Origin of the sequence: Sphingobium sp. B2 (assembly GCF_007693735.1) — a bacterium.
Lineage (GTDB): Bacteria > Pseudomonadota > Alphaproteobacteria > Sphingomonadales > Sphingomonadaceae > Sphingobium > Sphingobium xenophagum.
The window spans coordinates 2,918,400-2,942,290 of the sequence record NZ_VDBZ01000001.1; the positions used below are offsets into that span (position 1 = coordinate 2,918,400).

Consider the following 23,891-nt stretch of genomic DNA (forward strand, 5'->3'; position numbering starts at 1 on the left):
CATCGCATGAACAAAGCCGCCGATCTTGCCGAAGAAATGCGTGACGACGGCACAGTGATCCGACTTTCCGGATCGCTGGCCGTTGCCTGCCTGCATGACCTGCCCGGTCGGCTGGATGCGGTGCAGGGCCCTGTCAGCGCGATCGACCTGTCGGAGGTCGACCATATCGACACGATCGGCGCATGGACCGTGCATCGCACGGCCAGGCGACTGAGCGCCCCGATCACCGGCGGGCGCGACGATACGATGCGGTTGATCGACGCGGTCGGGGCGCTGGACGAACCTGTATCGATCCGGCCCGATCATGTCCCGGCGATCCGCCGCGTCGTCGGCCAGATCGGCGAGGCGGTCAGCATGGCGGGATCGACCATGCTGGGCCTGCTGGGCTTTTTCGGCGGCACGCTGGTCGCGACCTGGAACATCATCCGCCACCCCAGCCGGTTCCGCGTCAATGCCGTGGTCCAGCGGTTCGAGGTTGTCGGCGTGTCGGCGCTGGGCATTATCGGCCTGATGAGTTTCCTGATCGGCATCGTCATCGCGCAGCAGGGATCGGTGCAGTTGCGCCAGTTCGGCATGGAGATGCTGACGATCAATCTGGTCGGTCGGCTGACCTTCCGTGAACTGGGCGTGCTGATGACCGCGATCATGGTCGCGGGCCGGTCCGGATCCGCGTTCGCCGCGCAACTTGGCACGATGAAGCTGACCGAGGAAGTCGATGCGATGCGCACGATCGGCGTATCGCCGATGGAGGCGCTGGTGCTGCCGCGCACGCTGGCGGTCGTCGTCATGATGCCGCTGCTGGGCTTTTACGCGTCGATCATGGCGGTTATCGGCGGCGGTTTCCTCTGCGCCATCGCGCTCGACATACCCCCGATCACCTTCGTCCAGCGCCTGCGCGAAGTCGTGCCGATCACCGACCTGTGGGTGGGGCTGATCAAGGCCCCGGTATTCGGCCTGATCATCGCCATTTCCGGCTGTTTTCAGGGGATGCAGGTCAAGGGCAATGCGGAGGAAGTGGGGCTGCGCACCACGGCTGCGGTCGTGCAGGCCATCTTCCTGGTCATCGTTCTGGACGCGATATTCGCCGTGTTCTTTACCTGGGTGGGGTGGAACTGATGGCCGAGCATGACGACATCGTCGCCGAGGAAGAGCGGATCGAAACCGTGATGGAGCAAAGCGACATCGCGATTTCGGTGCGCGGCATCCGCAACAGTTTTGGCGATCAGGTGGTGCATGACGGGCTGGACCTGGACGTGCGCAAGGGCGAGATCATGGGCGTTGTCGGCGGGTCCGGCACCGGCAAATCGGTGCTGATGCGGGCGATCATCGGCCTTCAGACCCCGGACGAGGGGGAAATCCACGTCTTTGGCGAATCGATGATCGGCCGTTCCGACGATGAGGCGCTGGCGATCCGCAAGCGTTGGGGCGTGCTGTTTCAGGGCGGCGCGCTGTTTTCCACGCTGACCGTCGCGGAAAATGTCGAAGTGCCGATCCGCGAATATTATCCCAATATCGGCGCGGAACTGCGCGACGAAATCGCCGCCTACAAGATCCGGATGACTGGTCTCCCTGCCGAGGCTGGTCCCAAATATCCGTCGGAACTGTCGGGCGGGATGAAGAAGCGGGCGGGGCTGGCGCGCGCGCTGGCGCTGGACCCGGACCTGTTGTTTCTGGACGAGCCGACGGCCGGGCTGGACCCGATCGGCGCGGCTGCGTTCGACGAACAGACCCGCCAGTTGCAACAGACGCTGGGGTTGACGGTGTTCCTGATCACCCATGACCTTGATACGCTCTATTCGATCTGCGACCGTGTCGCCGTTCTGGCCGACAAGAAGGTGATTGCCGTCGGCACGATCGACGAATTGCTGGCCACCGATCATCCGTGGATTCAGGAATATTTCAACGGCCCGCGCGGCCGCGCCGCGACGGCGGCGGTTACCCGTCAACATGACCGCGAACAGGATAGGGTGGCCCAGACGTCGCCCGATGGAAGGCAATAGGATATGGAAACCCGGTCCAACCATGTGCTTGTGGGCACGGTCACGCTGCTGCTGCTGGCGGCGATCATCGGTGCCGCCTTCTGGTTTTCGCGCCTGTCCGATGGCGAGAATAAGGAATATGACATCTTCTTCAAACAGTCGGTCAACGGCCTGGCGAAGGGATCGAGCGTCAATTATTCGGGCGTGCCGTCCGGGCAGGTCGAAAAGATCGAACTGTGGAAGCGCGATCCCGGATTTGTGAAGGTTCGCATTTCGGTGAAGGACGGCACCCCCGTCCTGCAAGGCACGACCGCGACGATCGCGGGTGTGGGCTTTACCGGCGTCAGCGAAATCGTGCTGGATGGCGCGGTCAAGGGCGCGCCGCCGATCATTTGCCCGGCCAACAATCCGTTGACGGTTTGCCCCGATGGCGTGCCGGTGATTCCGACCAAGCCGGGCGCGCTGGGCGAATTGCTCAACAATGCGCCGCAACTGCTGGAACGCCTGTCGACCCTCACCGAACGGCTGACCGAATTGCTGAACGACAAGAATCAGCAGTCGATCGCCGGCATACTGGCCAATGTCGAGCGTATTTCGAGTTCGCTGGCGGATCGCAGCCCGGAAATCTCCGCCACGCTGGCTGAAGCGCGCATCGCGGTGCAGCGCACCGGGGTTGCGGCCGAACAGATTGGCAAGCTGGCCGCGACGACCGATTCGCTGCTGACCGACGAAGGCAAGCCGCTGATGGCCGACCTGCGCAAGAGCGTTCAGTCGGCGACGCGCAGCATCGACACGCTGGACAAGACGATTGCCGAAGCCCAGCCGGGCGTGCGCGCCTTCAGCAATCAGACCATGCCGGAGGTCAACCAGCTGGTCCGCGACCTGCGCGAAATGTCGCGCGCCTTCCGCGGCGTGGCCGAAAAGCTGGACCAGCAAGGCGCTGGTTCGCTGGTAGGATCGCCCAAATTGCCGGATTACAAGCCATGATGAGAGGGACAAGGCGTATGTTCAACCGCCAAACGCGCAGCGCCACGGTTGCGCTCACCGCAGCCTTCCTGTTGGCTGGCTGCGTTTCCTTCGGCGCCAAGCCGCCAGAACAATTGCTGGCGCTGAGCGCCACGCAGACGGTCGCGCCGGGACGCTTGCTGACCGGCGCGCAGGGACCAAGCCTGACCGTGGCCGATCCCGAAGCGCCCAAGACGCTCGATACGGTGCGGGTGCCGGTGAAGCTGTCGCCCACCTCGATCGCCTATGTGACCAAGGTGCAATGGGCCGACACGCCGCGCCACCTGTTCCAGAAACTGCTGGCGGAGACGATTTCCGCGACCAGCAACCGCATCGTGCTGGACCCAGGCCAATATACGGGCGACGCTGGCCAGCGGCTGATGGGCGAACTGGTCGCCTTTGGCCTGGATGCGCCGGGCAACAGCGCGGTCGTGACCTATGACGCGATATTGACCAAGGGCAGCGGCACCGTGATCGCACGGCAGCGCTTTACGGCCACCGTGCCGGTCGGCGCCAAGATCGAGGCAGGCACGATCGGCGTGCCGCTCAACGCAGCGGCGAACAAGGTCGCGGCGGATGTCGCGGCCTGGCTCGCGACGCAGCCGGGTTAAAGTTGGGTAGACGCACGCCAACTTCCGTTCGTTTCGAGCGAAGTCGAGAAACTGCGTACTAACGTTTCTCGACTTCGCTCGAAACGAACGGATTGATGTGAAGGCGTCGCACCCTAAGCCCGCTCCAGCGCTTCATTCACCTCGCCGCCTGCCGCTTCGAGCAGGCGGCGCTCAAGCGTTTGCAACCGCGCCTTGCTCTCGATCTTGCCGCCGAGCAGGTCGGTGACATAGAATGTGTCGACCGCGCGTTCGCCATAGGTGGCGACATGGGCGCTGTGGACCGTGACCTTCGACTGGAACAGCGCATTGGCCAGGCTGAACAGCAGGGCTGGCCGGTCGGCAGCGTTGATTTCCACCACGGTGAAGCGGTTCGACGCCTTGTTGTCGATCAGCACGTTGGGGACGATGCGGAACGCTTCGGCGCGGGTCCGGGTCAGCGGGCGCGCCGACAATTTGGTGATCATCCGGTGGCGGTTGGACAGCGAATCCTCGATCGCGTTGCGGATGCGAGTCAGCTGGTCGGGATCATGAAAGGCCCCGCCGAACGGGTCCTGCACCAGAAAATTGTCGATCGCCACGCCGTCGCGCGTCGTGTGAATGCGGGCGTCGATGATGTTGCCGCCCGCCAGGTGGATGGCGCCCGCGATGCGATAGAACAGCCCCGGATGGTCGGTGGCATAGACCGTTACCAGCGTCGCGCCGCGCTGCGGATAATAATGGGCGGCGATCGACAGGGGCGCATCGGCAGAAGCCAGGATGTGCTGCGCATTGTGGATCAGAATATCCTCTGGCTCGGCGATCCAGTAGGATTCGGGCAGCCGACGACGCAGCCGTTCAAACTCCGCATCGGGCAGCCCCAACGCCTGCCGCGTCGCTTCCTGCTTGGCCGCGACCCGCTCGCTGCGGCCCTTCTGCTTGTGACCCAGCCGCAGCAATTCTTCGGCGGCCTCGTACAGGTCGCCCAGCAACTGCCGTTTCCAGCTGTTCCACACCCCCGGCCCGACCGCGCGAATATCCACCACGGTCAGGCAGAGCAGCAGGCGCAGCCGCTCCGGGCTTTGCACGACATCGACGAAATCGAGGATCGTCTTGTAATCGGCCAGGTCGCGCTTGAAGGCGGTGGCCGACATCAGCAGATGATAGCGCACCAGCCAGGCGACCGTTTCCGTCTCCGCCGGGGTCAGGCCCAGCCGCGGGCACAGTTGCTTGGCGACGTCTGCGCCCAGAATACTATGGTCCCCGCCCCGTCCCTTCGCAATGTCATGCAGCAGCACCGCGACGTACAGGACGCGGCGCGACAACAGCTTGCCCATCAGTTCGGTCGCCAGCGGATGATCGCCGGGCAGGTCGCCCTTTTCGATCCGGGCCAGCAGGCCAACGGCGCGGATCGTATGTTCGTCCACCGTATAATGGTGGTACATGTCGAACTGCATCTGCGCCACGACGCGGCGGAAATCGGGGATGAAGCGCCCGAAAACGGTCGATTCGTTCATCCAGCGCAACACGGTTTCGGGATCGCGCGGGGATGTGAGCACATCCATGAAGGCCGCATTGGCGCGCGGATCCTTGCGCACCTTGGCGGTGATCAGCCCGGCGTCGCGGCTGGCCGCGCGGATTGCGCCGGGGTGGATGGCCAGGCCATGGCGGTCGGCAACGGCGAAGATTTCCAGGAGCCGGACCGGATCGACCTGAAAGAAATCATCGCTGGGCAGCGACAGCCGACCGCGTTCCAGGACGAAGCCGTCCAGCTTTTTGGGTCGGCGAAACAGGGCGGGGATGTAGCGCCGCCCCCTGGCCCCCAACTGATCGTCCAGATGGGCCAGGAACATGGCCGTCAGGTCGCCCACAATCTTGGCGTTCAGGAAATAATAGCGCATGAAGCGCTCCACCCCCGACCGGCCATGCCGCCCGGTAAAGCGCATCCGCGTCGCGGTTTCCAGCTGGAGGTCGAAGGTCAGCCGATCCTCCGCCCGGCCAGTGATCGTGTGCAGGTGGCAACGCACCGCCCACAGGAAATCCTCCGCCTTCTGAAACTGGCGCAGTTCCAGCTGGGTCAGCAGCCCGACATCGACCAGTTCGGCCACCGAGCGCACCCGGTTCACATATTTGCCGATCCAGAACAATGTGTGCAGATCGCGCAGGCCGCCCTTGCCCTCCTTCACATTGGGTTCGACGACATAGCGGCTGTCGCCCATCCTTTTGTGGCGCTCTTCACGCTCGGCCAGCTTGTCGGTGACAAAGGCGCGGGCAGTGCCCTGCATCACTTCCGCGTCGAAGCGGGTTGATGTTTCCTCATACAGCGCCCGGTCGCCCCAGACATAGCGCGCCTCCAGCAGGGCAGTGCGGACGGTAAGGTCGGCCTTGGCCATCCGCATCGTCTCGTCAATCGAGCGGCTGGAGTGCCCGACTTTCAGACCGAGATCCCAGAGCGAATAGAGCATGGATTCGATGACCTGCTCGGTCCAGCCGGTCGGTTTCCATGGGGTGATGAAGCCGATGTCGACGTCGCTATGCGGCGCCATTTCGCCCCGGCCATAGCCACCAACCGCGATCAGGGCGATCCGTTCGCCCGTGCTGCGATTGCCCGACGGGTAGAGATGATGCGTCGTCGCGTCATAGAGCAGGCGCAAAATCTGGTCGATCAGGAAGGCAAAGGCCGTCACCGACTCCCGCCCGCGCGTGGGCTTGGCATGCAGCCGCCGGGCGATTTCGGCGCGGCCGTCGTCCAGCGCTGCCTTCAATTCCTTGACGATCACGCCGCGCAGCAGCATCGGATCGCTCCGGTGCAGTTGCGCCTGTGCGGTAATATTGTCGGAAATCGCACGCCGATCGATGATCGCGCGGCGCGATCCCAGCGCGGGAAATTGCATGACCATGATGGCTATCTAGTCTTGCTCGCTGGTCGCGGCCAGTTGTTTCAGCCGATATATGTGATCGAGCGCTTCGCGCGGCGACAATGCGTCGGCATCAATGCCATCAAGCGCGGCGCGCAGCGGATCGACCAGCGGTTCGGGCTGGGCGGCGACGGCGGCGAACAGCGGCAGGTCGTCCAGTCCCGCCGCGATGCCGCCCGTCCTGGCCTTGCCCGCCTCCAGCCGGGCCAGCACATCCTTGGCACGCTTGAGGACCGCAGCCGGGAGGCCCGCCAGCCGCGCGACGGCCAGGCCATAGCTGCGATCGGCCGGCCCGTCGGCCAGTTCATGCAGCAGCACCAGATCGCCCTTCCACTCGCGCGCACGCACATGATGGAGCGAGAGCGAGGACAGGCTTTCCGCCAGCCGGGTCAGTTCATGATAATGGGTGGCAAACAGGCAGCGGCAGCGATTGACCTCATGCACTGCCTCCACCACCGCCCATGCGAGCGCAAGCCCGTCATAGGTGGATGTGCCGCGCCCGACCTCGTCCAGAATGACGAAGCTGTCGGCGGTCGCCTGCGCCAGGATCGCGGCGGTTTCCACCATCTCGACCATGAAAGTGGAGCGGCCCCGCGCCAGATTGTCGGACGCGCCGACCCGACTGAACAGCCGGTCGACCAGACTGAGCGTCGCGGCCTGCGCCGGGACATAGGCGCCCGCCTGCGCCAATATAACGATCAGCGCATTTTGCCGCAGGAAAGTGGATTTGCCGCCCATGTTGGGGCCAGTGACCAGCCATAGCCGGTCGTCCTGCACCAGACGGCAATCATTGGCGACAAAGGGTTGCCCTTCGCGCCGCAGCGCGTCCTCCACCACCGGATGCCGACCGCCGACAATGTCCAGGCATGGCCCGGCCCCGTCCGCCACCACGAAATGGGGCCGCTGCCAGCCGCCCTCCGCCGCCCGTTCGGCGAGCGCCGCGGCGACATCCAGCCGGGCCAGTGCCTGCGCGGCGCGCGCAATGTCCGCCTTGCGATCCAGAACGGCGGCGATCAGGTCTTCCAGATGGGCCGCTTCGGCGACCAGCGCATGTCCCCCCGCCTGCGCGACGCGCCCGGCTTCCTCATGCAGATCGACCGAGTTGAAGCGCACGACGCCCGCCAGTGTCTGGCGATGGGTAAAGCCGCTGTCGGGTTGCATCAGCGTGTCGGCGGCGCGGGCGGGGACTTCGACATGATAGCCCAGCACGCCATTATGGCGGATCTTGAGGGCGGAGATGCCGGTTTGTGCGCGATATTTCGCCTCCAGCGCGGCGATCGCCCGGCGGCCATCGCCCGCCATGCGGCGCAATTCGTCCAGCGCCGGATCATAGCCATCGGCAATATAGCCGCCACTCGCCGTTTCGGTAGGCGGGGCAGGCACCAGCGCGCGCGCCAGATTGTCGACCAGCGCGCCATGGCCATCGAGCGCGGGCAGCAGGCGGGCGAGCAGCAGCGGCTGGTCGGGCAAGCGTCCCAGCCGCTCCCGCAACAGGCGCGCTTCGCCAAGTCCGTCGCGCAACTGGCCAAGGTCGCGCGGGCTGCCCCGGCCCACCGCGACCCGGCCCAGCGCCCGGCCAATGTCCGGCAGCGCGCGCAAAGCGCCACGCAACTGGTCGCGCAGCCCCGCATCGTCATGGAACAATTGCACCAGTCCCAGCCGCGCATCGATCAGGCCCATATCCATCAGTGGCGCGGACAGATCCTGCGCCAACAGCCGCGCCCCCGCCCCCGTCACGGTGCGATCGACCGCGCCCAGCAGGCTGCCCGCCCGCGCGCCATTCATCGTCGCGACAATTTCCAGGCTCTCGCGCGTCGCCGCATCGATGGCGACATGGCCGCCGCTCGTCTGGCGCAGGGGTGGCGCAAGGAAGGGCAATGTCCCCTTGCCCGCATGGTCGAGATAGCCGATCAACCCGCCCATCGCCGCCAGTTCGGCGCGGCTGAACTGCCCGAACCCGTCCAGCGTCGCGACCCCGAACAGCCGTTTGAGCGCGGTTTCGGCGCGGCTGCTGGAAAAGGCGGCGCGATCAAACATATGCGCGTCGGCTATGTCGAGCGTCGCCCCTTCCGCCACCGCTGTCTCGCTGGGGCGCAGGCGGGCGAGTTCGGCGGGCAGATCGGCGGGCCGGCAGGTCATCGTTTCGAACCGGCCGGTCGAGATGTCGGCGGCGGCCAGGCCGACCTCGCCCTCTCCGCCCACCTGCGCCAGCGCGACCAGCATGTTGTCGCGACGGGAATCGAGCAATGTTTCCTCGGTCAGCGTGCCCGCCGTCACATAGCGGACGATGTCGCGCGCCACGAGCGTCTTGCCGCCCCGCGCCTTGGCCTGCGCCGGCGTTTCGGTCTGTTCGGCGATGGCGACCCGGTGGCCCGCCTTGATCAACCGGGCAAGATAGCCTTCCGCGCTGTGCACCGGCACGCCGCACATCGGAATCGGCACCCCGCCATGTTCGCCCCGACTGGTCAGCGCAATGTCGAGCGTCGCGGCCGCTGCCTTCGCATCGTCGAAGAATAGTTCGAAGAAATCCCCCATGCGGTAGAAGAGCAGGCAGTCATTCGCCTGAGCCTTGAGCGCCAGATATTGCGCCATCATGGGCGTGGGGGCGGGCTGGATCGCGATGTCGTTCGGGGCGCTGGGCATGAAGCCCGGATAGCGCCAAGCTGCACAGCAGGAAAGAAGCCTTCTCGCACTTGCCCACAAGGCGCGCTTGCCGCTAGGGCCGACGCAACGGACAGCAAAGGGCGGATGAGTGATGACCGACAAGTCGAGTGTGGAATTTTCCGAGCGCGAGGCGCTGTTTTTCCATTCGACCGGACGCCCCGGCAAGATCGAGATCATCGCATCCAAACCCATGGCGACCCAGCGCGACCTGTCGCTGGCCTATTCCCCCGGCGTTGCGGTGCCCGTGCTGGCCATCGCTGCAGACGCCGCCACCGCCTATGATTATACCGCCAAGGGCAATCTGGTCGCCGTCATCACCAACGGCACGGCGATTCTGGGCCTTGGCAATCTCGGCGCGCTCGCATCCAAGCCGGTGATGGAGGGCAAGGCGGTGCTCTTCAAGCGCTTTGCCGACGTGGACAGCATCGACATTGAGCTCAAGACCGAGGATGTCGACCGCTTCATCGAGGCGGTGGAACTGATGGAGCCGACATTCGGCGGCATCAACCTTGAGGATATCAAGGCGCCTGAATGTTTCATCATCGAACAGGCGCTCAAGGAGCGGATGAACATTCCGGTATTTCATGACGACCAGCATGGCACCGCGATCATCGCGGCCGCAGGCGTCATCAACGCCGCGATGCTGACCGGGCGCGAATTGAAAGACCTGAAAGTCGTGGTCAATGGCGCGGGCGCGGCATCGATCGCCTGCACCGAGCTGATCAAGGCGCTGGGCGTGGCGGGTGACAATGTCATCATGTGCGACAGCAAGGGCGTGATCTACCAGGGTCGCACCGAAGGCATGAACCAGTGGAAATCGGCCCATGCGGTCAGGACCGACGCGCGCACGCTGAAGGAAGCGATGAAGGGCGCGGACGTATTCCTTGGTCTGTCGGTCAAGGGCGCGGTGACGCCGGATATGGTCAAGGATATGGGCGAAAAGCCGATCATCTTTGCGATGGCCAATCCCGACCCGGAAATCACCCCGCCCGATGCGAAGGCGGTGCGCCCCGAAGCGATCGTGGCGACGGGCCGGTCGGACTATCCCAACCAGGTCAACAATGTCATCGGCTTCCCCTTCATCTTCCGCGGCGCGCTGGACGTGCGGGCGACGACGATCAACGAAGCGATGAAGGTCGCCGCCGCCCATGCCATCGCCGAACTGGCACGCGAACAGGTGCCGGAGGAAGTGGCCAAGGCCTATGGCCGTTCGCACAGTTTCGGGCCTGACTATATTATCCCCGCCCCGTTCGACCCGCGCCTGATGGAAGTGGTGCCGTCCGCTGTCGCGCAGGCGGCAATGGACAGCGGCGTGGCGCAAAAGCCGATCGCCGACATGGCCGCCTATCGCCAGTCCTTGAAGGGCCGGCTGAACCCGACCACATCGGTCCTGACCACGGCCTATGAAGTGGCCAAGGCCAATCCCAAGCGCGTCGTCTTTGCCGAAGCGGAAGAGGAAGTGGTGTTGCGCGCGGCGATCCAGTTCCGCGACCTGGGCTATGGCATCCCGGGGCTGGTCGGTCGCGGCGATGTGGTCGACAAGCTCAAGGCGCTGGGCGTGCGCGATCCCGACAGTTTCGAACTGCACAACAGCGTCAACTCGCCGCTGGTCCCGCAAATGGTCGACCTGCTCTATGCGCGCCTGCAACGGCGCGGCTATCTGCGCCGCGATTGCGAGCGGATGGTGAACCGCGATCGCAACATTTTCGGCACATTGCTGGTCAGGATGGGCGTGGCCGATGCGATGATCACCGGCATGACTCGTCCCTATGCGCAGACATTGCGGGAGGTGAAGCGGGTGATGGACCCGGCGGCAGGACGCACCCCGTTCGGCATCCATGTCATGGTGGCCAAGGACAAGACCGTGTTCCTGGCCGACACCACCGTCAACGAGCGCCCGACGGCGAACGAACTGGCCGACATAGCAGAAGGCACCGTCGCCGTGGCCCGTCGCATGGGCCATGACCCGCGCGTCGCCTTCCTCTCCTACTCCAATTTCGGCAACCCACCCGGCGCGTTTCTGGAAAATGTGCGCGGCGCGGTGAAATTGCTCGACGAACGCGGCGTCGATTTCGAATATGAAGGCGAAATGACCGCCGATGTGGCGCTCAACCCGGCGGTCATGAAGAGCTATCCGTTCAGCCGCCTGTCCGGCCCCGCCAATGTGCTGGTGATGCCCGGCCTGCAATCGGCCAATATCTCGGCCAAGCTGCTGCGCGAACTGGGCGGCACGTCGATGATCGGCCCGGTGCTGGTGGGCATGGAAAAATCGGTACAGATTGCGACGATGGCGTCCAATGCATCGGAACTGCTGACGCTGGCAGTGCTGGCGGCGGGCGGGATTGCGCTTTGATCGACATAAAATCGCACCCCATCCTGTGGCAGCAAGGAAACATGATGGGGTGCAGGGGAGAGTCCGCATGAATGACGTGATCAGTTTCGACAGCGCAACCTTCCGCCGGGTGCTGGGCCATTATCCCACCGGCGTATGCGTCGTCACCGCCGTAGAGGCGGAGGGCGCGCCCGTCGGCATGGTAGTCGGCTCCTTCACCTCGGTCTCGCTTGATCCGCCGCTGGTCGCCTTCTTCCCCGCCAAAACATCGCAAAGCTGGCCACGCCTGGCTGCGGTCGGCAAATTCTGCGTTAATGTGCTGGCCAGCGACCAGCAGGCGCTGTGCCGCCAGTTGTCCGGGCGCGGCGAGGACAAGTTTGCCGGCGTCTCGCACCGTGTATCGGCCAATGGATCACCGATATTGGACAATGTCGTCGCCTGGATCGACTGCACGCTGGACGCGGTCCACGAGGCAGGGGACCATTATATCGTGCTGGGCAAGGTCATCGCGCTGGAAGTCGACCGGCCTGAAAGCCCCTTGCTGTTCTTTCAGGGCAATTACGGGGAATTTTCGCTGCTCGCGTGACGGGGTGGTCATTGTCGCAGCGTAGGATAGGGATGGCGGCGGATTGACGGCCCGATGCTATCTTTCCAATATGTGGACCAGAGGACATATTGGGGACATATCACCGGTCCTTAACTCCTGATCCCTATTGCTGTCCAATTGCCTCCCCCCACGACCGGATCGCCCATGACCGCGCTGCTCATCACCGTCGATACGGCACTGTCCGCCTCGCTCCAGCAGCGCGGCGTCGACCTGGATGACAATATCCGCCGTTCGATCTGGGCCGAAGCGCAGGGGCAGGCGCATGGCATAGGCTGGCAGATGGACATGCTCGACCGCCATGGCCTGAAAGGCGTGTTCTTCCTCGATCCCCTGCCCGCGCTGGTCCACGGCGCCGATTTCCTGGCCCCGATCGTCACCGCGATCGTGGAGCGCGGCCATGAAGTGCAGATGCACATCCACACCGAATGGCTCGCCTGGGCGAAGGAATCGCCGGTCGGTGGACGACAGGGCCGCAACATCGGCGATTTCACGCTGGCGGACCAGATCGTCCTGCTGGGCCTGGCCAGGCAGCTGCTGGAACAGGCTGGGGCTCCCGCCATCACCGCCTTTCGCGCGGGTAATTTCGGGGCCAATGACGACACGCTGCGCGCCCTTGCGGCAATCGGCCTGTCCTGGGACAGCAGCGTCAATCCCGCCTATCTGGGCCATGACTGCCATATCGATGCCGATCCGGGCGAGATAGGCGCAAGCCGCCTGCACGGTATCAGTGAATTGCCGGTATCGGGCATATCCGACCGGCCCGGCCGCTTTCGTCCGGCGCAAATCTGCGCCATGTCCGCCGCCGAAATGCGCGCGGGGCTGCGCCATGCCGCGCAGGAAGGCCATGATGCCTTCGTCATTGTCACCCATAGTTTCGAAATGCTGTCCCGCGACCGGCAACGCCCCAATGGCGCGGTCAAGGCGCGGTTCGTCGCGCTATGCCGGGAGGCGGCCCGCCTGCCGCAGATCCGTGGCGCAGGCTTCCACGACCTGCCCGACGATCTGGCCGATCGCGCTGGCCGCAGCCTGACCCGCGTGCCGCCCAGTCGTCTGCGCACCGGGTTGCGGATTGCCCAGCAGGCCTGGTCGACATGGCGCTACGAACATCGGCTGGTGCCTGCGTGACAGCCCTGCCCGGCGCCATCGTCCTGGGTCTGGAAAACGCCATCGGCCTGACGGTCGTGCGTGAACTGGGCGAGCATGGCGTGCCCGTGCACGGCGTCGCGGGCGATGCGGACAGCGTGGGCGCGGCCTCTCGCCACTGCACCCGGTCGCATTTGCGCCCCGACGGCCCTGCCGCGCTCTGGTTGCCGGACCTGATCGCCCGCACCGGCGCGGGCGCGGTGCTGGCCGTGTCCGAATCGGACCTGCTGGAACTGGCGGAGCTGCCCCCAACGATCGGCGATTGCCACATATTGGTGCCCCGACCCGACCGGCTGGCCAAGGTCATCGACAAATTCCGAACGCTGGACATTGCCGACAAGGCTGGCCTGCGCGTGCCGCAGACCTGGCAACCGCAGATCGGCGAGGATTTTGCCGCCCGTGTCGCGACGATGCATTATCCGCTGGTCGCCAAATGGGCCAATCCGCCCGCGATAATGCCAATCTTGGAGCAGGCCGGGCTCGAATGGCTCAAGACCGAATATGTCCACACGCCGCAAGAGCTGGTCGCACTGCTGGACCGCTACGCGCCTGTAGGCCTTTGGCCGTTGATCCAGCAATATTGCCGGGGCGTCGGCCTGGGGCAGATGCTCTACATGGAACAGGGACAGGCAACGTTGCGCTTCCAGCATCGCCGCCTGCACGAATGGCCCCCCGAAGGAGGCGTATCCACGCTGTGCCGGGCCGAACCGGCGGACCTGCATGGCGATCAGATGGCGCTGTCCGAACAATTGTTGCGCGCGCTCGACTGGGACGGGCAGGCGATGGTCGAATATCGCTATGAGCCGGACAGCGGACGCTATTGGCTGATGGAGGTCAATGGCCGTTTCTGGGGCAGCCTGCCGCTGGCCCGCCATTGTGGCGCGCATTTCGCCTGGGAAGCCTATCGCCGTACCGTTCTGGGCCAGCGTGACCCGGCGCCACCGCCGCGCGATGATCTGCGCGCGCGCTATATGGTGCCGGAAACCAAGCGTCTCATACGCCTGTGGATCGCGCCGGGACGCATCAGCGATCCGTTCTTCAAACGGCGGCCAGTCAGGGATCTGCTCGGCTATGTGCTGGGCTTTTTCGATCCGGCAACCCGCTATTATGTGCTGACGCTGTCCGATCCCCGCCCCTGGATGCGGGATTTGGCGCAGATGTTCAGGAAAGCCGTGCGCGGGGGAAAGCGCTGACCAGCCGCTCGACCGCCTGCTCGATTCGGGCAAGGCAGGTCGCCATATATGGGTCGTCCAACCCATAGGGATCGTGCAGATGCGGCAGCACCGGCACCGTCCACCGCCCAAGCAATGTCCGCGGCAGATGGTTGAGGCGCGGATCGGCGGCAAGCCGGTGCAATTGCCGCACCTCCATCGCCAGCAGCAGGTCGCCCGCCAGCGGCACATAATCCGCCATGTCGACCGCACGATGCTGCGCCAGATCATGACCCAAGGCACGGGCGGCGGCGATGGCGGGATCATGCGCGGCCCGCCCCGTGGTGGTCGACAGCCCGAATGACGCGGACCGCAGCCCTGCCCCGCGCGCCACGACATCGGCAAAGGCGCTGCGGCAGATATTGCCCTGACACACGAACACCAGCCGCCGCACCTGCGCAGGATCAGCCGGGCGACTGGCGGACAAGCCCAGCGCCAGTTGCGGATAGGACAGGATCAGGCGGACCAGGCCGCGCAAAGTGCCGAAACGGGCGCGGATCATCGGTTCAGTCCGAAAAAGGGTGGCGGAGACGGAGGGATTATAAACTCCAACCCTAAGATTTTGATAACAAAATCAATTCTCTAAGCCTAATTCCAGCTTCCCACATCTTTTACCACGCGCATCTTCCGTCCATAGTTTTCCATCGACGTTCGCGCACTTTGAAACGGCAGATTCCATTTGTCCAGAGCGGATTTGAATGGCGCATTTGCCGTCTGAGAGCAGCTTGCTAAGCGAAAGATAAAACAAGGAAGGATGGCGTCGGGCTGATGTTCAACAGGGTCATGATAGGGAAAAGTTGAACTGCGCAGGCTTCGCGCCCCGTTGCGACGAGGCAAACGTCGTGTCGTCCTTCTCCATTTCGTTCTGAAGCTCGTGGCGAGGCATATCCGAACGACCATGGTGAAACTCGTCAACAAAAATGGTGGCAACGCATATTGCTATTTGACCCGATTCCGCGACGGCAGCTCGTTGTCGTTTGTTGCGCGCTAAGGCAAGCGCCTGACTGAAAATCGGTAAGAATAGATCTGAATTACTCTCGTTGCACTGCACCGGATAACCATTACTCCCTCCGTTAGCGCATCAGCCAGATTAGGTATATTGGTCATCTCGATGCCCGCGTTCAGTGGCTGGATGCGACACGCAAAGCAGAATAGTTGATTCCGCTAACTAAAGGAGCTCGGTCCGGAGCCGACCTTCGGAAAGGTTCCAGTCTTTGTCCTATATCTGCCTATCGGCGGTGCCGGACCGGGCATTTATACCCTGCGACCATGTAGGTCGCAAAAGAAGCCCCGGCAGAGTAGATACAAGGGCGGGGCCAAGGTTCAGGGAGGGCCGCTCCGGAGGGGGTAGAGCGGCAGTCATGAACGCCACGGGATATGGAAAGCTGTCACAGGGTATAATGCTATGTCTATGGTGGTAGCGTTTCGCGCCGCTGGCGCGCGCCTGCTCTATGCCCCTGCGCGCCACCGAGCCGCGCGTGCCGCGCGTCTCGTCCCATTCGGGTGACATGAGACACTGGACGCCCCTGGGGATCTTGTCAACGGGCACCGAAGATTCCGCAAAAGTGGGCATCTAAAATTCCCTAGTTTGGCGGGAGGGTTTGTATCGGTGATCAGCCGTGATGGAGATCGGGCTTTTCCTTTGCTGGCGGGCGGCCGCGCCGTTTCGGCAAGGGCGGTGAGTTGATGGACGGTGCTATGCGCGCATGCTCGGGCAGGAGGTCGGCGTGCTGTCGCATGCGATAGCTGGAGCCCTCGATCTGGACGACCACAGCGTGGTGAAGAAGGCGGTCGAGCAGCGCTGTGGCCACCACCGGATCGCCAAAGACATCACCCCATTCGGCGAAGCCGCGGTTGGATGTCAGGATCATGGCACCCTTTTCGTATCGGGCGTTGACGAGCTGGAAGAAGAGATTGCCGCCGCCGGGCGTGACGGGAAGATACCCGATCTCGTCGACGACGAGCAGGGAAGATCGGCATAGGAAGCGGATCTTCTCGCGCAACGTGCCCTCGCGTTCAGCCTTGGTCAGTGAAGCGATCAGATCGGCGAGCGGGATGAAGTAGACGCTCTTGCCCGCCTTCACGGCCTCGACGGCAAGGGCCGTGGCGATATGGCTTTTCCCGGTACCGGGCGGGCCCAGCAGATGCACCACCTCGGCCCGGTTGATGAAGTCCAGGCCAGCGAGCGCCAGGATGCGGTTCCGGTCGAGCGATGGCTGGAAGGAGAAGTCATATCCGTCCAGCGTCTTGATGATCGGCAGCCTTGCCATGCGCAGGGCTGCCTTGATCCTGCGGTTCTCCCGGAGCGACAGTTCTTCGTTCAGCAATATGTCGATGGCCTCGATGCCATCGATTTTGCCCTGCTCTATGCCGCGCAGGGTGGCGTCGAGCATCTCCAGGGCGCGTGGCATTTTGAGATGGACCAGGCTGCGGCGGATATTATCGACGCGGGATGCGGCACCCCCATGGTTCATGGCCGTTCTCCCCGCGCCAGTTGGCTGCCGATCGCTTGATAGATGGCCAGGGAGCGCACGGTGACATGCTCGCCTACACGACCGATGGCGATTACCTCTTTGCCATGGATACGGCGCTTGGCGCCGCTGCTGCCTGTCCGGTGCGCAGGATCGATCCTGTACTGCCGGCGCCCCTCAAGAACCGGGTGCTCGGCAATGACCTGGCCCAGGTCTACGATCCGGATCTTGTCGGGCAACTGCTGGATTTCGACGACGCGCCGGGTGCGATCGGGAACGCTGTAGTAATTGCCGCCGACCGAGACCATCCCATCGTGGCTGACGCGGCGCTCCAGCTTCAGAACAGCGTCAAAGCGGCCCGCCGGGAGCAGCTGCAACTCAGGCTGCTCGGCGGCGAAGGCTTCAGCAATAATCCGCTGCGTCGTGCCGTGGACACGGACGTTGGCGACGGTATCGAGCCAGTCGATCAGCTGGACATTGAGATCGTCCAGATTGCGGAAGCTCCGGCCCAGGAAAAAGTCCTTGCGGATATAGCTGAATGGCCGCTCGACCTTTCCCTTGGTCTTGGCCCGATAGGGACGGCAGGCGCGCGGCACGAAGCGATAATGCCCGGCCAGAGCCAGCAATGATCGATTGTAGATGATGTGGCCCTGATCATCTTCCCCGGTCACAGCGGTTTTCATGCGATCGTAGAGGATCTCGATCGGGACGCCGCCGAGCGCTTCAAAGGCCTGCATATGACAGCGCAACAGGCTTTGGAGATCCTGATGCATGACGTAGCGCGCAAACAGGAAGCGCGAATGTCCCAGCACCAGGCTGAACAGCCAGACGATCCGGCTGACGCCGGGCTCATCGGTAAATTCGACGACGAACCGGGCAAAGTCGACCTGTGCCTGCACGCCAGGCGGCGTCTCGAACCGAACCTCAAAGGGCTTAGGCCCGTTTCCCGGCCGGATCGCTGCCAGGAACCGCTTTACCGCGGTATAGGCGCCCATATATCCCAGCTCACGGATTTCCCGCGTCAGGCGCGCCGCCGTCAGATCGGGAAAGGCCGTCACTCGCTCACGCAAAAATTCCAGATAGGGTGCCAGTTTGTTCGGTCGACCCAGCATGCGAGGGCCGTAAACCGGGGCCTCGATGCCCCGTTCGATATATTTTCGGATGGTCTTGGGATCGCGACCAGTGCGTCGGGCAATGGCGGATATCGATACGCCCTGCCGATGTAGTTCGAGGATCATCATCAATTCTCCAAGTCGGATCATCGGCCCCGTCTCCGCGTCTGCAAAGGAGATGAGGACAATGTCGGCTCATCTCATTCTGCCGGGGCTAGCCCCGGCAGAATGAGATGAAGGGGCCACCAACTAGGGAATTTTCAAAGCCCACTTTTGCGGAGAATTGCACGACCGATGACAGCTCTTGTCGACCCGCTTGCATGCAGCTTGGCATCGACATGGCGCAGGTCTGGCAGGCGGACGACGCGCTGCTCGATGGCCTGCGCGACCGCACCGTCATTGGCGCGATCATTACCCAGGTAACAGGACCGGATTTTGCCGAGGCGAATGCAAGAGAAGCCTGCAAGACCAAGCGGCAGATCGTTCGCGATTGCCTCACCGGCAGCAACAGACGCGCTAAGGTTGAGGGCTGGGTGCCGCGCTGGCTGCGTTTTCCCGCCAGCAGCTAAACCGAGCAGGGCGGCGTCGCCAGCGTCGGCCGGACAACCAGTGCGTCACAGGCCATAGCCTTGCCCGATGCCGCCGACACCAGACTAATAGCACCCCGCGATCTGCGTCGGGCATCAACCTGGACTTTTGGTGCCATCTGTCCTACTGAAGGAAAAGGTGCCGGGCTTGTCATGCCCCATTGCACCAGTGAGGCAATGGGGCATGCATCTGGCCGAGATCAGCAGAAGGTGGCACCGGGTGCCCATGCCGTCCTCATGCTCGATCAGGCTAGGCGGCATATGTCCGCCGCACTGACGATCCCCACCAATAGCACATTACCGCCGTTCCCGCCCAAATGCCCGTAGTTGAATCCTGTCAAAAATCTATGGCAGTTTATGCGCGACAACTGGCTTTCGAACCGCATCTTCTCGTCCTACGACAATATTGTCGATCAATGCTGCTTCGCTCGGAACCGCCTCATCGATCAGCCATGGCGCATCATGACCATCGAACTGCGCCAGTGGGCGCACAGGTTTTGATCAAAGAGTCTTGGTATTAATCGCTTCGGCCCATACGGCAATTCGCGACCAGAATGCGTTGTTCGGATGACCTCCTGTGAATGGCGGATTTTATAAAACCCGCCGTTCGCCATCTCCTTTCTTACTTATCCTAATTTGCTCGCAAGCGCTGCCAGACCATCGTCATAAATGCCCTTGAACAGCCCGACGGTCTCGTCTTCTGACAGGCTGGAGGGGTCAAACAGCCGGACCACTCTACACGTGCGATGCGTCCGCCTTCGATGTGCAGAACGCGCAAGGTTGCCAGATAGTTCGCTTGCGGAATTGGCGCCTTCAAGATGTGATAGTTGTAGCTACGCGTGCTCTTGTCGAATGCCCTGAGGCGGTCCACATTCGGCAGCAAGCGGGGGACACGATCAACTCAGAACCTACCCTTCGTTGCCCGTTTGCGGACGATTTAGCCTGAAATCGCGCCGATCGAAAAAGCGGGGTAATGAGAAAATGCGCTTGGCGTTGCACCTGACTTTTTCCTTCGCAACGCAACATATGCAGACGTGATGAAGTGAACGTCAATTTTAGCGGAATCTGTCAAAACACGAATGTGGGCCAACCGATCTGATTCAAAAATTGCTCGATCAGGTGAACAAGACAATGGCGTATTGTGGGGAGTAATCAATCTCTGCATAGAGGTGTATTGTGGTGACGAAATGGCGTCAGGGTTATTGAAAGGATCATATGACACGGGCGCGACTTATCAGTTCCGACATTCGCATTACTCCGGTCATTCTGGCGGGTGGATCAGGCACACGGCTGTGGCCGTTGTCCCGCAAATCCTATCCCAAACAATTCGTGCCGCTGGTGGGCGACACAACCCTTTTTCAGTCCGTAGCCCGGCGCCTGTCGGGTGGGACGGAATATGTCACCTTCGCACGGCCGATGGTCCTGACCAATGCACTGTTCCGCGTCATCATTGCCGAGCAACTAGCACAGGAAGGCATCGATCCTGTCTCTTATACACATCTAGATGTGTATAAGAGACAGGCCGATGGTACTGACCAATGCCTGTCTCTTATACACATCTAGATGTGTATAAGAGACAGGCCGATGGTACTGACCAATGCACTGTTCCGCTTCATCATTGCCGAGCAACTAGCACAGGAAGGCATCGATCCTGATGCCATCTTAATTGAACCGGAAGGTCGCAATACGGCGCCAGCCATATTGGCCGCCGCTTTGCATCTGGCAGCGCGTCAGCCCGACGCCATAATGCTGGTAGCGCCTTCTGACCATGTTGTACCCGATATAGCCGCCTTTCAGGACGCCGTGGGCAAGGGTCTGGGTGCCATAGAAAGAAGCCATCTGGTCACTTTCGGTATACAGCCAACCAGAGCGGAAACCGGCTATGGCTATTTGCAGATCGCTGATCCACTGGACGGGTCAGGACAGCCGATCATCCTGACCAGCTTCGTCGAAAAGCCCGATGCCGCCCGCGCGCAAGAGATGCTGGCGACGGGTAGTTACCTGTGGAATGCCGGGATTTTCATGTTTGCAGTCAAGGACATCATCGCCGAATTCCAGCGCCATGCCCCCACGATGTTGGAAACCGTACGGCTTGCAGTGGAGCAGGCTGACGCAGATCTGGGCTTCCTGCGCTTGGCGGCAGAGCCATGGAGCAGAGTCGACAATGTGGCGATCGACGTTGCTATCATGGAGCGGGCCGACAATTTGTCCGTGGTCCCCTATGATGCGGGTTGGTCAGACCTTGGGGACTGGGACGCGGTTTGGAGCCACATGCAGCCCGACGAACAGGGCGTGGCCCTGTCGGGCACCGCGACGGCACTGGATTGCCGGAATTCATTGTTGCGATCCGAAAGTGACGGGTTGGAAATCATAGGCTTGGGCCTCGACAATATCGTCGCGGTGGCGATGAACGATGCGGTCCTGATTGTCGACAAGTCCCGCACGCAGGACGTGAAGCAAGTGGTCGAAGCACTGCAACGCAAGGGCGCGGTCCAGGCGGAGACCTTCCCCAAAGATCATCGCCCTTGGGGCTGGCACGAAAGCCTGCTCATTGGCGGACGCTTTCAGGTCAAGCGCATCACCGTGCTGCCCGGCGCGTCGCTCAGCCTCCAAAGCCATTTCCACAGGTCGGAACATTGGATTATCGTGGAGGGGACAGCCAAGGTCACACTTGACGGCAACACGTCGGTGCTGACGGAAAATCAGTCTATTTATATTCCGCTCGGCGCGCAGCACCGAATCGAAAATCCGGGCCGCATCCCCATGATCTTCATCGAAGTGCAGACCGGCCCCTATGTGGGGGAAGATGACATCATTCGTTATGAGGATCGCTATGCTCGGACATGACTATGGCCACCGGGCCTGAAAACAGGCCGTGATGAACGACCTGACGGCCTATTGTTCTTTCGTCGCCAAAGGTGCGAGCGCGAAATTGTTCGATATCGGCAATGGGCAGGCGCTGAAGCTGTTCCGCGACAGCGTGTCAGATGAGATGATCGCGCGCGAGGCCGAGGCATCCATCCATGCCGGTGCCTGCGGCGCGCCGACAGCAGCGGCGATCGGGGGGAGGACATGGGTCGGGCGGCGGGGCATCTTCTATCCCCGGCTTGAAGGAGTGACGGCGATGGACTGGATCCATCGCAATCCGATGCGCGCTGGATAGGCGCTGAGTCGGATGGGCGTCATACACGGCGCGATGCACCGGGTCGGAGGAGGGAGCTTGCGTCCGTTGAAGAAGGTGCTGGCGACCGACATCGCTTATGGTCCGGCACCGGTTACGCTGCAACAGGCGGCCATCGCCTATCTGGAAATGCTGCCGGAGGGGGACGCGCTGACCCATGGCGACTTTCATCTGGGCAATGTCTTGGTGACATCGCCGGGGATGATGGTAATTGACTGGTCAAAGGCGGCGGCGGGGCATCCGACGGCCGACGCAGTGCTATCGGAAATGCTGATGCGCTTTGGCATTGGGCCGACCGACTGGGCAACAAATCTGTGCGCGATTGGCCCGTAGGGCGTTTGCACAAAAGCTATCTGGGATCGAATTCCGTGACGGCGCAGGAAATTGAACGATGGCGCCCCGTCGGGGCGCTGGCTTGGCAGCGCGCGCCCGACGCTAGAGCATCGAGCCTTTAATCGGACGCATATCCAGCGGCTTTGAGGAAGTTTCGGCATTCGTCAGGGGTGTAGATGTCGCAGATATTTCCGATAGCCTTCCAGAGGGCATCGATGGTTCTGGCTCCTGTTCGGCGAAGATGTGCCTTGAGTTTGGAGAAGGCCATTTCGATCGGATTGAGGTCGGGACTGTAGGGCGGTGTGAAGAGGAACCACGCGCCGCGCGCTTTCAGGATCGCCTTGGCTTTCTCGCTTTTATGGCTGGAGAGATTGTCGAGGATGACCACGTCGCCGGGTTGAAGCGTCGGGGCGAGTTGCGTTTCGACATAGGTCTCGAAAGTCGTGCGGTTCATGGGGCAGTCGATGACCCATGGCGCGGTCAGTCCATCGCAGCGCAGGGCTGCGATGAAGGTCTGGGTTTTCCAATGGCCAAAGGGCGCACGCGCTTTGAGGCGCTGGTCACGGCGCGCTCGTCCCCGTAGCCGCGTCATCTTCGTGGTGGTTGCGGTCTCGTCGATAAACACCAGCCGATGCGGCTCCTTGCGCAAGGCGGGCTGCCGATAGACGCGCCAGGCCCGGCGCGCCTGGACCACATCATCGCGTCCGCATTCCGATGCCAGCAGCGTTTTTTTTGAAGCTGTAGCCGGCCTTGAGCAAGGCGCGCGACAGCGAGGCAGGGTGCGCCCGAACACCGGTGGCCGCGGCAAGCCGGGCCGACAGTTCAGGCATGGTTATATCCGGCTCGGCATCAACCCACCTGACCAAAACCGTCATGTGGGGCGCCAGCTTGCCCTCACCGGGCGGCCGTCCTTGCCGGGCAGGCGCCGCCGATCCCGTCCTCGCCACGCGCTGCGCCAGTTTCACCGCACAACTGGGGCTTACCCCAAAATGACGGGAAGCTGAGCGGCGCGATTGCCCCGATGCAATGTGATCCGCGATCCGATCCCGAAGATCGGTTGAATAGGACTTTCCCATGATCCACCTCCAACAACGGTGAATCACATTCCAGACCTTCTGGGAATCCCTCGATTCCTATTTCAAGCGTGATGCTCTAGGCGCACCCCGGCGTTTATGCGCTATATAGACGAAGCGTTGCAGCGAGTGAGTCTGCCGATGCTGCACTGACGCGGATCAGGCCGGCTTTTCCAGTACTGTCAAGCTTTGCCAGAAAGGTGGATGATCCATGCCGTCCTGCCCGTCGGTGAAGCGCGGCACGGCAAAACCTGCATCGCGAGCGAAACGGCGAATCCAGTCGCGGTGCAGAAGGGCGTCCAGATGCTTAGCGGGGTGGCCTGTGCCTAATGCTCTAGATTGGCGTTCCACACCCGGTCATGTTCCGGCTCCTCCAGTTCGAGGAAGGAGAAGATCATCTTGCCGCCGGGCTTCAACGCGCGAAAGGTATTGACGGTGTAGAGATAGAATTCACCGGGATAGAGATGGGTGAAGACCGACCAGTTAAATATCACGTCCAGCGATGCGTCGGGCGCGACGATCCGAGGCTTGACGTTGAGAACGATATCATAGCCCGGACATTGCCGGGCCAATTGGTCGATCAGTTCCTGAACGACGTCCGCGCCAATATATCGGCCCTGCCATCCGGCGCGTTTCAGCGTCGGTAGAGGCTCTGCTGGGTGTGAAGGCCGGGACTCACGCGTCGCGT

Annotated in this window: 22 protein-coding genes; 15 read left to right on the forward strand and 7 right to left on the reverse strand. The window is 62.6% G+C overall.

Annotation, left to right across the window (positions count from 1 at the left end):
- Positions 1-6: 6 nt before the first annotated feature.
- The 4 genes from FE851_RS14290 to FE851_RS14305 are packed head-to-tail and all read left to right on the forward strand — an operon-like array spanning position 7 to position 3,595.
- Positions 7-1,116, forward strand: a complete 1,110-nt coding sequence (locus tag FE851_RS14290) for an MlaE family ABC transporter permease (protein ID WP_019053159.1) — start codon at positions 7-9, stop codon at positions 1,114-1,116.
- Positions 1,116-2,000, forward strand: a complete 885-nt coding sequence (locus FE851_RS14295) for an ABC transporter ATP-binding protein (protein WP_019053158.1) — start codon at positions 1,116-1,118, stop codon at positions 1,998-2,000. The genes FE851_RS14290 and FE851_RS14295 overlap by 1 nt, the downstream gene beginning before the upstream one ends.
- A 3-nt stretch (positions 2,001-2,003) precedes the next feature.
- Complete coding sequence (locus FE851_RS14300; RefSeq protein WP_017183220.1) at positions 2,004-2,966, forward strand: MlaD family protein; 963 nt, start codon at positions 2,004-2,006, stop codon at positions 2,964-2,966.
- A 17-nt stretch (positions 2,967-2,983) separates the two neighbouring features.
- Positions 2,984-3,595, forward strand: coding sequence for an ABC-type transport auxiliary lipoprotein family protein (locus FE851_RS14305; RefSeq protein ID WP_145203401.1), 612 nt, complete (start codon positions 2,984-2,986; stop codon positions 3,593-3,595).
- 113 nt (positions 3,596-3,708) lie between these two features.
- Here the strand turns inward: FE851_RS14305 and FE851_RS14310 are convergent, their stop codons facing one another.
- Positions 3,709-6,471: a [protein-PII] uridylyltransferase gene (locus FE851_RS14310; RefSeq protein WP_145203404.1), complete on the reverse strand. Its 2,763-nt coding sequence runs from the start codon at positions 6,469-6,471 to the stop codon at positions 3,709-3,711.
- Between the two features lie 9 nt (positions 6,472-6,480).
- Positions 6,481-9,132 (reverse strand): DNA mismatch repair protein MutS, encoded by a 2,652-nt coding sequence (gene mutS / locus FE851_RS14315; RefSeq protein ID WP_145203407.1) that lies wholly within the window; start codon positions 9,130-9,132, stop codon positions 6,481-6,483.
- 112 nt (positions 9,133-9,244) lie between these two features.
- Between mutS and FE851_RS14320 the strand changes: the two genes are divergently transcribed.
- The 4 genes from FE851_RS14320 (at position 9,245) to FE851_RS14335 (ending at position 14,428) form a co-directional block, all read left to right on the forward strand.
- Positions 9,245-11,506, forward strand: coding sequence for an NADP-dependent malic enzyme (locus tag FE851_RS14320; RefSeq protein ID WP_145203410.1), 2,262 nt, complete (start codon positions 9,245-9,247; stop codon positions 11,504-11,506).
- A 67-nt stretch (positions 11,507-11,573) separates the two neighbouring features.
- Positions 11,574-12,071 carry a flavin reductase family protein gene (locus FE851_RS14325; RefSeq protein ID WP_130751685.1) on the forward strand — a complete coding sequence of 166 codons (498 nt, stop codon included), beginning with the start codon at positions 11,574-11,576 and terminating at the stop codon, positions 12,069-12,071.
- A gap of 165 nt (positions 12,072-12,236) precedes the next feature.
- Positions 12,237-13,217, forward strand: a complete 981-nt coding sequence (locus FE851_RS14330; RefSeq protein WP_145203413.1) for a polysaccharide deacetylase family protein — start codon at positions 12,237-12,239, stop codon at positions 13,215-13,217.
- Positions 13,214-14,428: a carboxylate--amine ligase gene (locus tag FE851_RS14335; RefSeq protein ID WP_145204443.1), complete on the forward strand. Its 1,215-nt coding sequence runs from the start codon at positions 13,214-13,216 to the stop codon at positions 14,426-14,428. The genes FE851_RS14330 and FE851_RS14335 overlap by 4 nt, the downstream gene beginning before the upstream one ends.
- Here FE851_RS14335 and FE851_RS14340 read toward each other — a convergent pair.
- From FE851_RS14340 to istA, 3 genes are all read right to left on the reverse strand, one after another.
- The gene (locus FE851_RS14340; protein WP_145203416.1) at positions 14,397-14,948 is read right to left on the reverse strand and encodes a phosphotyrosine protein phosphatase; all 552 of its coding nucleotides are present in this window, start codon (positions 14,946-14,948) and stop codon (positions 14,397-14,399) included. The genes FE851_RS14335 and FE851_RS14340 overlap by 32 nt on opposite strands.
- A 1,111-nt stretch (positions 14,949-16,059) precedes the next feature.
- Entirely contained in the window at positions 16,060-16,920 is an 861-nt protein-coding gene (gene istB, locus FE851_RS14345) for an IS21-like element helper ATPase IstB (protein WP_145203419.1), read from the reverse strand.
- A complete protein-coding gene (gene istA, locus FE851_RS14350) occupies positions 16,917-18,179 on the reverse strand; it encodes an IS21 family transposase (protein WP_145203421.1) in 1,263 nt (420 codons plus the stop codon). The genes istB and istA overlap by 4 nt, the downstream gene beginning before the upstream one ends.
- Before the next feature lie 188 nt (positions 18,180-18,367).
- Between istA and FE851_RS14355 the strand changes: the two genes are divergently transcribed.
- From FE851_RS14355 to FE851_RS26805, 6 genes are all read left to right on the forward strand, one after another.
- The gene (locus FE851_RS14355; RefSeq protein ID WP_186378821.1) at positions 18,368-18,598 is read left to right on the forward strand and encodes a hypothetical protein; all 231 of its coding nucleotides are present in this window, start codon (positions 18,368-18,370) and stop codon (positions 18,596-18,598) included.
- A gap of 375 nt (positions 18,599-18,973) precedes the next feature.
- Positions 18,974-19,117, forward strand: coding sequence for a hypothetical protein (locus FE851_RS27300; RefSeq protein WP_186378822.1), 144 nt, complete (start codon positions 18,974-18,976; stop codon positions 19,115-19,117).
- Between the two features lie 714 nt (positions 19,118-19,831).
- Positions 19,832-20,179 (forward strand): sugar phosphate nucleotidyltransferase, encoded by a 348-nt coding sequence (locus FE851_RS14360; RefSeq protein ID WP_145203428.1) that lies wholly within the window; start codon positions 19,832-19,834, stop codon positions 20,177-20,179.
- Positions 20,180-21,463 carry a mannose-1-phosphate guanylyltransferase/mannose-6-phosphate isomerase gene (locus FE851_RS14365; protein ID WP_145203431.1) on the forward strand — a complete coding sequence of 428 codons (1,284 nt, stop codon included), beginning with the start codon at positions 20,180-20,182 and terminating at the stop codon, positions 21,461-21,463.
- Between the two features lie 31 nt (positions 21,464-21,494).
- Positions 21,495-21,779, forward strand: a complete 285-nt coding sequence (locus FE851_RS26800) for a hypothetical protein (RefSeq protein WP_261370942.1) — start codon at positions 21,495-21,497, stop codon at positions 21,777-21,779.
- 57 nt (positions 21,780-21,836) lie between these two features.
- On the forward strand, positions 21,837-22,130 hold the full coding sequence (locus FE851_RS26805; RefSeq protein WP_261370943.1) for an aminoglycoside phosphotransferase family protein: 294 nt from the start codon (positions 21,837-21,839) through the stop codon (positions 22,128-22,130).
- Positions 22,131-22,248: 118 nt separating this feature from the next.
- Here FE851_RS26805 and FE851_RS14375 read toward each other — a convergent pair.
- A protein-coding gene (locus FE851_RS14375) for an IS630 family transposase (protein WP_145203434.1) occupies positions 22,249-23,206 on the reverse strand; the annotation gives its coding sequence in 2 pieces (ribosomal slippage) (positions 22,249-22,885 and positions 22,884-23,206; 960 coding nt in all).
- A gap of 201 nt (positions 23,207-23,407) precedes the next feature.
- Between FE851_RS14375 and FE851_RS26810 the strand changes: the two genes are divergently transcribed.
- Positions 23,408-23,533 (forward strand): hypothetical protein, encoded by a 126-nt coding sequence (locus tag FE851_RS26810; protein ID WP_261370944.1) that lies wholly within the window; start codon positions 23,408-23,410, stop codon positions 23,531-23,533.
- Here the strand turns inward: FE851_RS26810 and FE851_RS26815 are convergent.
- Complete coding sequence (locus FE851_RS26815) at positions 23,530-23,841, reverse strand: class I SAM-dependent methyltransferase (protein ID WP_315850617.1); 312 nt, start codon at positions 23,839-23,841, stop codon at positions 23,530-23,532. The genes FE851_RS26810 and FE851_RS26815 overlap by 4 nt on opposite strands.
- Positions 23,842-23,891: the final 50 nt, after the last annotated feature.

What these genes read in the sequence shown, in the direction of transcription:
- FE851_RS14290 (WP_019053159.1), top strand. Translation starts at nt 7, where the DNA reads ATGAACAAAGCCGCCGATCTTGCCGAAGAAATGCGTGACGACGGCACA.
- FE851_RS14295 (WP_019053158.1), top strand. Translation starts at nt 1,116, where the DNA reads ATGGCCGAGCATGACGACATCGTCGCCGAGGAAGAGCGGATCGAAACC.
- FE851_RS14300 (WP_017183220.1), top strand. Translation starts at nt 2,004, where the DNA reads ATGGAAACCCGGTCCAACCATGTGCTTGTGGGCACGGTCACGCTGCTG.
- FE851_RS14305 (WP_145203401.1), top strand. Translation starts at nt 2,984, where the DNA reads ATGTTCAACCGCCAAACGCGCAGCGCCACGGTTGCGCTCACCGCAGCC.
- FE851_RS14310 (WP_145203404.1), bottom strand. Translation starts at nt 6,471, where the DNA reads ATGGTCATGCAATTTCCCGCGCTGGGATCGCGCCGCGCGATCATCGAT.
- mutS (WP_145203407.1), bottom strand. Translation starts at nt 9,132, where the DNA reads ATGCCCAGCGCCCCGAACGACATCGCGATCCAGCCCGCCCCCACGCCC.
- FE851_RS14320 (WP_145203410.1), top strand. Translation starts at nt 9,245, where the DNA reads ATGACCGACAAGTCGAGTGTGGAATTTTCCGAGCGCGAGGCGCTGTTT.
- FE851_RS14325 (WP_130751685.1), top strand. Translation starts at nt 11,574, where the DNA reads ATGAATGACGTGATCAGTTTCGACAGCGCAACCTTCCGCCGGGTGCTG.
- FE851_RS14330 (WP_145203413.1), top strand. Translation starts at nt 12,237, where the DNA reads ATGACCGCGCTGCTCATCACCGTCGATACGGCACTGTCCGCCTCGCTC.
- FE851_RS14340 (WP_145203416.1), bottom strand. Translation starts at nt 14,948, where the DNA reads ATGATCCGCGCCCGTTTCGGCACTTTGCGCGGCCTGGTCCGCCTGATC.
- istB (WP_145203419.1), bottom strand. Translation starts at nt 16,920, where the DNA reads ATGAACCATGGGGGTGCCGCATCCCGCGTCGATAATATCCGCCGCAGC.
- istA (WP_145203421.1), bottom strand. Translation starts at nt 18,179, where the DNA reads ATGATCCGACTTGGAGAATTGATGATGATCCTCGAACTACATCGGCAG.
- FE851_RS14355 (WP_186378821.1), top strand. Translation starts at nt 18,368, where the DNA reads ATGGCGCAGGTCTGGCAGGCGGACGACGCGCTGCTCGATGGCCTGCGC.
- FE851_RS27300 (WP_186378822.1), top strand. Translation starts at nt 18,974, where the DNA reads ATGCGCGACAACTGGCTTTCGAACCGCATCTTCTCGTCCTACGACAAT.
- FE851_RS14360 (WP_145203428.1), top strand. Translation starts at nt 19,832, where the DNA reads ATGACACGGGCGCGACTTATCAGTTCCGACATTCGCATTACTCCGGTC.
- FE851_RS14365 (WP_145203431.1), top strand. Translation starts at nt 20,180, where the DNA reads ATGTGTATAAGAGACAGGCCGATGGTACTGACCAATGCACTGTTCCGC.
- FE851_RS26800 (WP_261370942.1), top strand. Translation starts at nt 21,495, where the DNA reads ATGAACGACCTGACGGCCTATTGTTCTTTCGTCGCCAAAGGTGCGAGC.
- FE851_RS26810 (WP_261370944.1), top strand. Translation starts at nt 23,408, where the DNA reads ATGATCCATGCCGTCCTGCCCGTCGGTGAAGCGCGGCACGGCAAAACC.